The 11728-nt window shown below is 68.3% G+C and carries 8 protein-coding genes and 4 pseudogenes; 6 read left to right on the top strand and 6 right to left on the bottom strand.

Annotated features, from left to right (window positions below):
* Positions 1-238: 238 nt before the first annotated feature.
* From AB5L52_RS45235 to ltrA, 4 genes and pseudogenes are all read left to right on the top strand, one after another.
* A pseudogene (locus tag AB5L52_RS45235) lies at positions 239-538 on the top strand (transposase domain-containing protein); the annotation flags it as partial.
* 80 nt (positions 539-618) lie between these two features.
* Positions 619-993, top strand: coding sequence for a transposase (locus AB5L52_RS45230; protein WP_369369082.1), 375 nt, complete (start codon positions 619-621; stop codon positions 991-993).
* A 9-nt stretch (positions 994-1002) separates the two neighbouring features.
* On the top strand, positions 1003-1251 hold the full coding sequence (locus AB5L52_RS45225; RefSeq protein WP_351580185.1) for a hypothetical protein: 249 nt from the start codon (positions 1003-1005) through the stop codon (positions 1249-1251).
* 602 nt (positions 1252-1853) lie between these two features.
* Positions 1854-3592: pseudogene (ltrA, locus tag AB5L52_RS45220) on the top strand (group II intron reverse transcriptase/maturase).
* 129 nt (positions 3593-3721) lie between these two features.
* Here ltrA and AB5L52_RS45215 read toward each other — a convergent pair.
* The 6 genes and pseudogenes from AB5L52_RS45215 to AB5L52_RS45190 form a co-directional block, all read right to left on the bottom strand.
* Entirely contained in the window at positions 3722-5950 is a 2229-nt protein-coding gene (locus AB5L52_RS45215; RefSeq protein WP_369368772.1) for a recombinase family protein, read from the bottom strand.
* Between the two features lie 329 nt (positions 5951-6279).
* Complete coding sequence (locus tag AB5L52_RS45210) at positions 6280-7389, bottom strand: hypothetical protein (RefSeq protein WP_351580201.1); 1110 nt, start codon at positions 7387-7389, stop codon at positions 6280-6282.
* Positions 7386-7787: a recombinase family protein gene (locus AB5L52_RS45205; RefSeq protein WP_351580204.1), complete on the bottom strand. Its 402-nt coding sequence runs from the start codon at positions 7785-7787 to the stop codon at positions 7386-7388. Before AB5L52_RS45205 ends, AB5L52_RS45210 begins: the two co-directional genes overlap by 4 nt.
* Before the next feature lie 190 nt (positions 7788-7977).
* A pseudogene (locus tag AB5L52_RS45200) lies at positions 7978-8427 on the bottom strand (recombinase family protein); the annotation flags it as partial.
* A gap of 8 nt (positions 8428-8435) precedes the next feature.
* A complete protein-coding gene (locus tag AB5L52_RS45195; RefSeq protein WP_351580196.1) occupies positions 8436-8564 on the bottom strand; it encodes a hypothetical protein in 129 nt (42 codons plus the stop codon).
* 185 nt (positions 8565-8749) lie between these two features.
* Positions 8750-10117 carry an IS701 family transposase gene (locus AB5L52_RS45190; RefSeq protein ID WP_369362616.1) on the bottom strand — a complete coding sequence of 456 codons (1368 nt, stop codon included), beginning with the start codon at positions 10115-10117 and terminating at the stop codon, positions 8750-8752.
* A 168-nt stretch (positions 10118-10285) separates the two neighbouring features.
* On the opposite strand from AB5L52_RS45190, the pseudogene AB5L52_RS45185 reads away from it, so the two are divergent.
* Together AB5L52_RS45185 and AB5L52_RS45180 are read left to right on the top strand one after the other, a co-directional pair.
* Positions 10286-10450 (top strand): annotated as a pseudogene (locus AB5L52_RS45185) (IS5/IS1182 family transposase); the annotation flags it as partial.
* Positions 10451-10727: 277 nt separating this feature from the next.
* Positions 10728-11597: an IS5 family transposase gene (locus AB5L52_RS45180; RefSeq protein ID WP_369368771.1), complete on the top strand. Its 870-nt coding sequence runs from the start codon at positions 10728-10730 to the stop codon at positions 11595-11597.
* Positions 11598-11728 lie beyond the last annotated feature (131 nt).

The raw sequence follows: 11728 nt of genomic DNA, 5'->3' as shown, positions 1-11728 counted from the left end.
CATTGCTGGGGTGCCCTTCGGGCACGCCGCCCGCGCTGTCCGCAGCGTCCTTGCCGGGATCCGCTGAAAATTCCTAGGTCGTAACGACACCGCACCCACACCCCAGACCCGAGGCCACCCCGCACACCCATAGCGAAGCATCCCACGGCCCTCCCGTCAGCACCCCAGAAGATCACCAGCAGAGTCATGCCGTTGTTTTAGGCCTCGGGCGTAGGTTCCTGGGTAGTGGTCCCAGGGAGTGGTTCGGGTGTCTGCACGCGTGTCTGAGTTATCGGGCCTGGGGCTGTTGACCTGGGTGTATCCGCCGGGGTTGGTGGATCGGGTGGTCGCGGCTTGCGGGTGCGTCGAGCAACGCAGGCGGCTGCTTCCCGCGCGGCTGGTGGTGTACTTCGTGCTGGGGCTGGCGTTGTTCTCTCCGGCTCCGTATCTGGAAGTGATGCGGCACCTGGTGGAGGGGCTGCGGGGCCAGGGCCTGCTGGGCGGCTGGCATGTGCCGGCGAAGTCGTCGCTGTTCCGGGCCCGGCAGCGGCTGGGCTGTGAGCCCCTTGCGGGTGCTGTTCGCCACGACCGCCAAGCCGATGGCCACCGAGACGACTCCCGGCGCGTTCTGGCAGGGGCCTGCGGCTGCTGGCAGTGGACGGGACCTGCTGGGACGTCGCGGACAGCGAAGCCAACGACGCCGCCTTCGGACGTCCGGGCAGCGGCCGCGGGTTGGGCAGGAGCGCGTTTGTGCAGGTGCGGATGGCTGCTTTGGTGGAGGTGGGCGGCCACGCGGTGCTGGACGCGGAACTCGCCGGCTGCCGCACCGGGGAAGTCACCCTGGTCGGCCGCCTGCCGCGTTCACTCGGCCCGGGCCGGCTTGTCCTGGCCGACCGTGAGTTCCTCGGTGTCCCGTTGTGGCGGGCCTTCACCGCCACCGGCGCCGATCTGCTGTGGCGGGTGCCCGCCAACCGCGTCCTGCCGGTGATGAAGCAGTTCCGGGACGGGTCATGACTCTCACCGATGAGGGCGAGCAGCGGCCCCTCCCGAAGCGAGCCGGTCACCGTCCGGGTCCTGGCCTACCAGCTCAAGGACCGGGCCGTGGAGGGCGCAGCCGACGGCTACCGCCTGGTCACCACTTTGCTGAACGCCCGACGCCATCCGGCCCGGCAACTGGCCGCGCTCTACCGCGAACGCTGGGGTGCGACACGAAGTCGCACGAGATTGAGTGAATTACCTGATCGGAGGCTCGACTTGATGTCGACAGCGTAGTTCCGGGCCAGTGCTCAAGGCCCGTCCCCACTTCGACGTGCGTCGCCGGTAACGGCGGGGTGCGAAGCTCGAAGGAGAAGCCCAAGAACCCCCGTGCCATCCGGGAGTCACAGGCAAGGGGAAGACCGGACGGGTGAACGCAAGTGAACCCCTGATGATGCTTCGTGATCGTGGGCCCCGCCGATGGATTGCTCCAGCGGGGTGCAGGACTGGCCGCTGAGAAGCGGCAGGCGCCGGCTGAAGCCCCAACGTCAGCCGGGAGAGCATCGCCGTCCCGGAGTTTAGGGGGCACCCACCCCGGTCGTATCTCACTCGTGTGGAACGTGGAAACCCCGTTGGGGTCCGGACACGCAAGCGTCCGGTCAGCCGACCGTGAGGAAGGCCCAACTCCCCAGCGGGCACAGGATGACCCAAGAAGCCAATGCCGGTCACCGAAAGGCGGCGGGAAACCGGGGCAGACGGCCAGCACCTCCGCTGGTCGCCCCGCATAACCGGCCGGATACGGGCTCTGCCCGGACCCGAAAGGGTGCTGACGTGGGTCAGGTGGGCCTGTGCGGACTCGATGACCATCAACGCTGGAACCGAAGGACAAGTTGGACACCGTGGCGACAACATCTCCCGTGGCGGACACCGTCCAGGACGACAGTGCCGTCACGGCGAACGGACCTGAGGACGACTTCACCGACTGGCAGTCGATCGACTGGCAGGGCGCGGAGGACGAAGTACGGCGTCTGAGGCAGCGGATCTTCACGGCATCACAGGCAGGGGACCTCAAGAAGGTCCGCAATCTCCAGAAACTGATGCTCCGTTCCCGCTCGAACACGCTGGTGAGCGTGCGGCGGGTGACGGAGATCAACGCTGGCCGCAAGACAGCAGGGATCGACGGACGGGTTGTCCTTCTGCCCCAGGGAAAGGCCGAACTGGCCGACTGGGTGCAGCTCCGGGCAGCCCCATGGCGGCCCTTGCCCGTCAGGCGGGTCTATATCCCCAAGGCCAACGGCCGTCAGCGCGGCCTAGGAATTCCCGTGATCATCGACCGGTGTCTTCAAGCCGTGGCGCTGAACGCGTTGGAACCTGAGTGGGAGGCTCGGTTCGAGCCGAGGTCCTACGGATTTCGGCCCGGCCGTGGCTGCCATGACGCGATCGGAGCGATCTTCCTGGCCGCCAAGGGCAAGAGCCCGAAGCGGCAGTGGGTCCTTGACGCGGACCTGGCAGCGGCGTTCGACCGCATCGACCATGATCGCCTTCTGGCTGCTATCGGACAGTTCCCCGCTCGGGGGCTGGTCGAGCAGTGGCTCAAGGCGGGAGTGCTCGACCGTGGTGTTCTCGCCCCGACCGAGGAGGGGGTCCCGCAAGGCGGGATCATCTCCCCTGCGCTGATGAACGTGGCCCTGCATGGAATGGAAGAGGCTGCCGGAGTCCACTACCGCCCCACCGGTCCCCGCGCCGGTGAACTGGCAGTGGGCTCACCGACTTTGATCAGGTACGCCGACGACCTGGTGGTGCTCTGTCACAGCCGTGACGAGGCCCAGCAGGTCAAGGAGCGGCTCGCCCGGTGGCTCAGGCCCCGGGGTCTGGCCTTCAACGAGGACAAGACGCGCATCGCGCACCTCGACGAGGGCTGCGACTTCCTGGGCTTCACCGTCCGCCGCTACCACGGCATGCTCCTGATCAAGCCGAGCAAGGCATCCGTGCGACGGATCCGGGCACGGCTCACCGCTGAAGTGCTGGCCCTTCGGGGCCAGAATGCGGCGGCGGTGATCGCCAAGCTCAACCCGATCATCCGGGGCTGGGCTGCCTACTTTCGGGAGTGGTCTCCAGCGAGGTGTTCACCTCGCTGGACAACCACGTGTGGAGGCTGGTCTACAAGTGGGCCCGGCACACACACCCGAACAAGCCGAACGGCTGGGTGACCTCCCGGTACTTCGGCCGGTTCAACGAGTCCCGGCAGGACCGGTGGGTGTTCGGTGACCGCGAGAGCGGCCGCTATCTCACCAAGTTCGCCTGGACCCGGATCGTCAGACATCAACTCGTCATCAAAGGGGCGTCCGTGGACGACCCGGCGCTGACCGAGTACTGGGCCTCGCGGCGACGCAGGAACAAGCCCCCGCTCAGCCCGCGCCTGCTACGTCTGCTCCAAAGGCAGCACGGCCGGTGCCCGCTCTGCGGAAGTCCTCTCCTGCACGCCGACCAGCAGCCGCAGAGCCCCCAGGAATGGGAGCAGTGGCTGCGGGCAATCCGGACGGCGGTACGCGCGAACGCGCTCACTGTCGAACCGGACGGAAGCCAGTCCGACGATCCCGTCGCCTTCCGACTCACCCACGTTCACTGCCACCGCTGACGCGGCGGCAGTGAACCACGGTGACCAGCCATTCTGGCTGCCCGTGGGCCTTCAGGGCCTGCTTGAGCCGGATGCGGTTAACGCCGCCCGTCCGGTTCTGAGGGGGTGCGGCGCAGCAATGCGCCGCACCTACCCGACAGGTCGAGATGTGTCAACCACAGTGCACTCCCATAAATGGGAACTGGCTGTTTGATCTCCGTCTTGGGCCGGGAGGGGTGGTTCGGTGTCGGTCCAGCGGAGTCGGGTGTACCAGCCGGGCGGGCGGGTGCGTCGCTCGCGGAGTTCGGCGAGTTGGGTGGGTCCGGCGTGGAGGATCCAGCGGTAGGGGCGCCGGGACTCTTTGCGGGCGTTCACCCAGCCGCGGTAGATCCACGAGTAGAGGGTGACTGCAGGCATGTCGAGTTCTGCGGCGAGGTCTTCCAGCCACCATTCATCGCGGCCGGGTTCTTCGCCGGGTGGCGGGGCCGACCGGGTGCGGGCGGGCGGCTGCAGGCAGCCGAGTTCGCGCAGGATCTCCTTGACCGCGGTGGCGCTGATCCGGTTCCCGCGTCCTCGGGCCGGGCGGAAGCCCTCTGCGTGCAGGCGCCGGGCGATCGCCTCGGGGCGGTGTCCCTGTCCGGCCAGCTCGCGGACACGTTCCTTGATCTGCGGGAAGTAGCTGAGCTGTTGCAGGAGGGCGACGGGGCGGGCGGTCTCGTCGGTGGTGGTCTGGCCGCCGGCCCAGGTGATGGTGACGGTGACCCGTTCGCTGGTGCCCAGCACGGTGACGGTGACCTGCTCCACGAGCGCGCGGATGATTTCTTTGCGATCGGTGGTGGTTGTCGTCGGTGCACTCCACAAGCCTTCGATGTCGCCGGCGAGCGCGGTGATGGCCTGCTGCTCGGCGGCAGTGAGGGTGCGCGGACGGGTCAGGGTGAAGCGGTCGTACTCCTCCTGCAGGGTCTGCTGGGCGACAAGGGCCTGTTCCCAGTCCTTTTCTAACTGCCGTACGACCAGGCGGTTCTCGGGCTCGGCAAGGCGGTAACAGCGCCGGGCCCGGTCGACGCTGATCGCAACGCGTTCCAGCCGCTGGGACCAGATCTTCTCGAGCTCGGCCCGTTCGGCCAGGACATGCTCGGCCGCACGTAAAGAGACCTCAAGCGCGGCCGGGGCCAGCGCGGCCAGGACATGGGCGGTCACGAAGGCGTCCACGCAGGCCCCGTTCAGTGCCTGGCAACGGTCGCCGGCCCCGTAGTCGGTCATCTGCCGGGCGCACACGTAGTCGGGGCGGGTGCCGCCCGCCTGCTGGTGATAGCGCACGGTCATGCGCTTGCCGCAGCGACCGCAGCGCACCAGCCCGGCCAGCAGCGCGGGGCCGCTGCGGACCGTGCCGGGGGCCTCGGCCCGGGCAGCGTTGGCCTGAAGCCGAGCCAGGTTGGCCCGGTACTGCTCGACGGTGATGTAGGCGGGCAGGGCGTCGGGGATGAACACCAGCCACTCCTCCTCACCGCGCACCACCCTGCCCGTGGAGGGGCGCCCCGGTTGCTGCCGGCGGTGCTCGACCCTGCGGCGCCCGTAGGCGTAGATCCCGGCATAGACCGGACTGTGCAGCATGCACTGCAGCGTCATCCGGTTCGGCCGCCGCCACTCCAGCTCGCCCTTGTCCGGGCCCCGGCGTAACCTCACGGGCAGTTCGATCCCGTGCTCGACCAGCCAGCGCAGCACCGCATGCAGGGTGCCGAGCTCGGCGAACTTCGTGAAGACCAGCCGCACCACGGTCTGTGCCTGCTCGTCCGGGTCGAGGACCGCCTCGCCGGACGGCCGGCGCACGTAGCCGATCGGCAGCGGCACGGCCAGTTCTCCGCGGCGGGCCTTGCTCACCCGCCCGGTCTGCATGCGCTGCTTGATCAGATGGAGTTCGGCCTCGGCCATCGTCCCCTTCAGTCCCAGCAGCAACCGGTCATTGTGCTCCGCTGGGTCGTAGACCCCGTCGGTGTCCGCCAGCAGCGCACCGGACAGGGCGCACAACTCGATGCGCTGGTACCAGTCCTTCCCCGATCGTGCCAGGCGAGACATCTCGATGCCCAGCACCAGGCCGACATGGTCCAGCCCGATCTCGGTGACCAGGCGCTGGAACCCCGAGCGTGCGACCGCACTCGCCCCGGAACGACCCAGGTCCTCATCGATCACCACCACCCGCGAGGCAGGCCAGCCCAGCGCGACCGCCCTGTCCACCAGCGCGTACTGCAACCGCGTCGACTCCTGATGATCCGCGACCTGCTGCATGCTGGACTGCCGCACATACACGACCGCGAGCCTGGTCAGCTGCCGGTCGCTCACCTTGCTCCCCGACCGCTCCCACGGCATCAGCACCGTCATGACCGGTACGCCTCACCGCTCACCGACGGAGCCATGTCCGGCAGAGCCCGGCCCGCCAACACCGCCAGCCATCGCACCGCCAGCAGCCGGTTCACCTCCGGCAGCCCCGCCCACACTTCCGCGCCCAGGCCCTGACTGGTCAGGCTCTGGGGCAGCCGCCCCCTGCGTCGTCCACGACGACTCGCTCTCCTCTTCACCTTGACGAGCCCGCAGCCGCTCGACCACCGCGACCAGCCGCAACAGCCCCTCACGTCCGATTACTGGCACATCACCTACTTGATACCCATTCATAGGTGCAGTGTGCTTGGCAGATGTCAAGCACAGTGCACTCATGGAGTCTGTTGCTCTGTGGTCCCTGCGGTGTCGGTCCAGATTCGGTGGCTGTACCAGCCTGGCGGACGTGTCCGGCGTTCGCGCAGTTCGGCGAGCTCTCGCTGGTCGGCGTGGGCGATGAGCCTGTGTGGCCAGCAGCTTTCCCGGCGGACGGTGATCCATCCGCGGTTGATCCAGGCGTAGAGGGTGGAGGTCGTCATGTCGAGCTCGGCGGCCAGGTGTTTGAGCCACCATTCGTCGGGGCCGGGTTCCTCGCCGGGTGGGGCGGGGCGGTGCCGGTGAACGCGGCCGGCGAGGCAGTCCAGGCGGCGCATGAGGTCGTGGACGGTGGCTGCGGAGATCCGCTTGCCGCCCTTGGCGGGTCGAAAGCCCTCGGCTTCGAGGTGGTCGACGATCCTGCTCGCGCCGATGCCCTGGCCTGCGAGTTCGCGGATCCGAGTGGTCAGCTGCGGGTAGTAGCTGAGCTGTTCCAGCCGCTGGACCGGGCGGACGACCTCGCCCATGGTCGTGGTTCCGCCGACCCAGACGATGGCGACCTGGACTCGCTCGCTGGTGCCGAGCACGGTGACGACGACCTTGTCGACGACCGCGCGTACGATCTCTTTGCGGTCGGCGGGTGTGGTGCTCTGCGCGTGCCACAGGCCCTCGATATCACCGGCCAGAGCGGTGATGGTCTCCCGCTCGGCCGAGGTGAGGGTGCGGGGGCTGCTGCAGGTGAAGCGGTCGTACTCCTCCTGGAGCCGCTGCTGGGCGGCGAGCGCGTCCTCCCACTCCTTCTCCAGTTGCCGGACGACCAGGCGGTTCTCCGGTTCGGCGAGGTGGTGGCTGCGGCGGGCGCGGTCGGCCGCCTGCGCGGCGCGTTCGAGTCGCAGTGACCACAGTCGCTCCAGCTCGGCCCGCTCGGCCAGGACCTGGTCGGAGGCGTGCAGGGACACCTCGACGGCGGCGGGCGTCAGCGCTGCGAGGACCTGTTGCTCGACGAAGGCGTCCACGCAGGCGGAGTTGAGCAGTTGGCAGTTCTTCTGCGCTCCGTAGTTGGTCGCGTCCCGGCAGCACACGTACTCGGGCAGGGCCTTGCTGTGCTGCGTGTGGTAGCGCATGGTCATGCGCCTGTTGCAGCGTCCGCAAAAGACCAGGCCCGTCGCGAGGGCGGGCCGCCCCGGACAGAGCCCATCGCTTCGGCGACGGCGCGGTTGGCCGCCAGCTTCGCCTCGTTCGCCTCGAACTGGGCGATGGTGATGTAGGCGGGCAGGACGTTCGGGATCATCACATGCCATCCGTCCCGGGAGCGGACGACCCGTCCGGTGCCGGGGCGGGCCGGGTCCTGGCGGCGCGAGTCGACCCGGCGCCGCCCGTAGGCGTAGATGCCGGCATAGGCGGGGTTGTGCAGCAGGGTTTGCAGCGTCATCCGGTTCGGCCTTCGCCACTCCAGGGTGCCCTTGTCCGGTCCCTCGCGCAGCCGGACGCCCAACTGGATGTCGTTCTCGACGAGATAGCGAAGCACTGCGTGCAGCGTGCCGAGCCGTTCGAACGGTGAAGATCAGGCGGATGACGGTCTGCACCTGCTCGTCCGGGTCGAAGGCGACCTCCCCGGACGGGCGACGGACGTAGCCGCTGGGCAGCGGGAAGGCCAGCTCGCCGCGGCGGGCCTTGTTCAGGCGTCCGCTCCACATCCGCTGCTTGATCAGGTGGAGTTCGGCCTCGCTCATCGTGCCCTTCAGCCCCAGCAGCAGCCGGTCGTTGTACTCGCCCGGGTCGTAGACCCCGTCAGTGTCCGCCAGCACCGCACCCGACAGGGCACACAGCTCGATCAGCTGGTACCAGTCCCGGCCGGAACGGGCCAGCCGGGACATCTCGATCCCCAACACGAGACCGACGTGATCCAAGCCGATCTCGGTGACCAGGCGCTGGAAGCCGGTGCGTGCCCCCGCGCTCGAGCCCGATCTGCCCAGGTCCTCGTCGATCACCAGGACACGGTCGGCCGGCCAGCCCAGCGCGACCGCCCTGTCGACCAGGGCGTACTGCAACCGGGTCGACTCCTGGTGATCGACCAACTGCTGGCGCGTCGACTGCCGGACATAGACCACCGCAAGACGCTGCAGGTGACGATCGTCGATCTTGCTGCCAGGACGCTCCCACGGCATCACCGAGGTCATCGCGCGTCCCGTTCACTCACCGTCACGGAGACCGCCAACGCGCGGCTCGCCAGCCGCACCAACTGCCCGACGACCACCCGCCGGTTCGCTTCCGGCAGCGAAGCCCACACCTGCTCGTCCGGCACCACCCGCACTGTTGTCTGGGGCCGACGTCACTGTCGTCGGACATGCCGACTCGTTCCCCTCGTCGCTGATCCGGCCCCGCAACCGATGGGCCACAGCGGCCAGCCGCTGCAGACCCTCACGACCGATTATCGGCGTCCCCGTCCTGCTTTGACTATCGGTAGTACGTTAAATCCGGAGATAGAGGTCAATGCCGTGTCCTGTGGTGACCGCGTTGATCAGCGCCTGGAGCTCGGAGGGTGGGTCCGTGTCCGTCCAGGCTCGCCACCATCGGGTGAGGGTGATGGCTGGGGTGAGCCAGGAGCGGATGGCCCGTAAGGCCCTGGGCCAGCAGGGCTGTTGGGGCTGGTGGGGTAAGGCTTGGCCCCCTCTCTGGGCCCTCGTCGGGGCACGGGTCGGGCGCGGTGGCATCCAGGGGTCCGGGGGTGAACCACTGGTCCCAGCAGAAGGAGAAGGCGCAGTTGACCAGGGTCTGGTGGCGGCGGATGGCTCGGTCGGAGCGGACTTGGAAGTCGGCCCAGCCGAGTTCGTCCTTGATCTGTTTGTAGCTCTGCTCGATCCAGGGCCGCAGTCCGTAGAGGCGGACGATCTCGGCGAGGTCGGCCGGCGGGTGCGGGCCGGTGGTGGCGTGCGGGGCGTCGGGGTGGGGCAGGTTGGTGGCCAGATACCAGGTGGCCTTCTCCGGCAGGCCTGCCGGGTCGGTGGTGGCCACGACCAGCCGGCAGGGTGAGTCGGGTCCGTAGCCGCCCAGGCGGGCATCGGCGGCCCACCAGGTCTCGGTGTGCCCGTCGCGGAAGTGACGCTCAACGGGTGTCCAGTCGCCTGGACGCCTGGCATCCTTCCAGGCCAGGGCATGGGCGGCTTCGATGGGGGTGTGCGGCTGGTCGGCCCGAGCCCAGGTGCCGCGGTGCGGCTTGAGCGCGACCACGTAGGCCAGGCCGGCTTCGCGCAGGGCGAGGTACCAGTCGTCGCTGACGGAGTAGGCGCAGTCGGCGACCACCGCGCGGCAGCCGAAGCCCGCCTCCTTCCCGCGGGCCGCGAGGGCGGCGGCCAGCTGCGGTTTCGTGCGGAAGGCCGGATCGGACCGGCCGCGGTCGAAGTGATGGGCGGGGGTATAGGGAGTCGCGTGCAGCGGGTAGTACACGCGGCCGTCGGTCCACACCGTGGTCACCGTGACGATGCCGTTGTCCGTCTTGCCCAGCCGGCCCAGCCACTGCCTGCCGACATGCGCGGTCGCCGTGCCGTCCTTGCGGTCCCCGGAATCGTCGATCACGATGACCCCGCCGTCGTGCGGAGCCGTCGCCGGCTGCTCGCGCAGCAGCTCGAGCCGCCGGTCGTTGACCTGCTCGGCCTCCCAAGGCGACTCGGACAGGAAGAACTGCAGCCGCTGCACCCCCGGCATCCCCGCACCCGCCACCGGCTCCGCACCTGCCAGGCAGGTGATCGTCTTGTTCCGCTCCCGCGGCGCCAGCAGTCCGGTCAGGTACTCGCGAAACCCCCGCCGCTGGGCCAGGCTGAAGAAGAGGTCGTCGAACCGGGCCGCGTACTCTTCCAACGGCCCCGGCGCGGGCGGACACGGGCGGCGAGCAGTCATCTTCAGCCCCCAGCAAGGCGGTTGAACTTGTTGACCCCTACCACCCGACCTACGGCCAATCCGACCTGCCGTCAACCCGCACCGCCACCGGATTTAACGAACTACCGCTATCCATAAGCGCAGTGTGCTTGGGCGATTGAGCGGAGCCTGGGGTGGATCATGATGCATCGCCGGCTCGCCCGCGACTACGAGACCAAACCAGCGCACTCCGAGAGCATGATCCGCCTCGCGGCGATCTCCACCCTCGCCAAACGCGCAACCGGCGAAACCACCCCAACCTGGCGAGATACATAAACCGCAATCACCAATGAACTATACGAACCAAACGTCCCCTAAGAGGTCGTTTTCATCTGTATTGCCTGGATATAGGGCGGTTCTTGGAGTGTGGGATTGCGGTGCGGAAGAGGTAGCGGGATGTGGTCGGCGCTTGTGTGCTGGGCGGGGTGACTGGTGGGGTGGGATGTGGCTTGTTCCTGTCTCATCCCAGGACGTCCGGTCTTCCTGGCTGTGTGCTTCCGTCGCCGCTGCTGTGCGCCTGGGCGCACTCGATCTGCGGCGATACGCCGGAAGCATGCTGACGCGACGCCCGCATCCGAGTGATCTGTCCGATGCGCGCTGGGAGTTGATCGAGCCGGTGCTCTCGGCCTGGCGCTTCGAGCGCCGCGGCAGGGCCCTGGACTTCGGCCGGCCGCCCGAGCACGATCTGCGCGACATCATGAACGCGATCTTGTACGTGGGCCGGACCGGCGTTCAGTGGCGCTGTCTCCCGCACGATTTTCCACACTGGAACACGGTCTACGGCTACTTCGCCAAGTGCGCGGACGAGGGCGTGTTCGCGCAGCTCAACGGCTTGCTCCGGCAGCTTCTCCGGGAGAAGGAGGGGCGGGATGCCGAGCCATCGGCCTGTGTGATCGACGCCCAGAGCGTCAAGACCTCCACCAGCGTCCCCGCCGCCGGCCAGGGCATCGACGCCGGGAAGAAGATCGTGGGCAGGAAGCGGAACATCGTCACCGACACCATCGGTCTCCTGCTTGCCGTGCTGGTCACAGCGGCGAGCGTGCAGGACTCCGTCGCCGGCACCAGACTCCTGGACCAGGTCGCTGCCGAACACCCCGGCATCCGCAAGGTGTGGGGCGACGGCGGCTACCGCCAGCACCTCGTCGAGCACGCGGCCACCCTCGGCATTGACATGGAAATCACTCAACGCAACCCCGGGACCAGGGGATTCACCCCGATCCCGAAACGCTGGGCAGCCGAGCGGACCTACGGCTGGCTGATGCTCCACCGCCGACTGGCCCGTGACTACGAGACCCTGTCCGTCCGCTCCGAAGCCATGATTCACCTCGCCATGGCCGACCTCATGGCCCGCCGCCTCACCGGCGAGAACACCATCTCCTGGCGCGACCCGACACTGCAGACCAAACGACAGATTCCGGGATGAAACAACGGGAGAAAACGACCTCTAAGAAGCGATTTACAAACCGAGGGATACGGCTGCTGCTGGAACTTCCGCGCGCATCAGCCTCGTTCGGGTGATCGCTCCGCAGCCGACGCGTAAGAGAAGTCGGCGGA

The sequence above is a fragment of the Streptomyces sp. CG4 genome (assembly GCF_041080655.1).
GTDB lineage: Bacteria > Actinomycetota > Actinomycetes > Streptomycetales > Streptomycetaceae > Streptomyces.
Note: the sequence above shows the minus strand (reverse complement) of the source record. Positions and strands in the feature narration are given on the sequence as shown.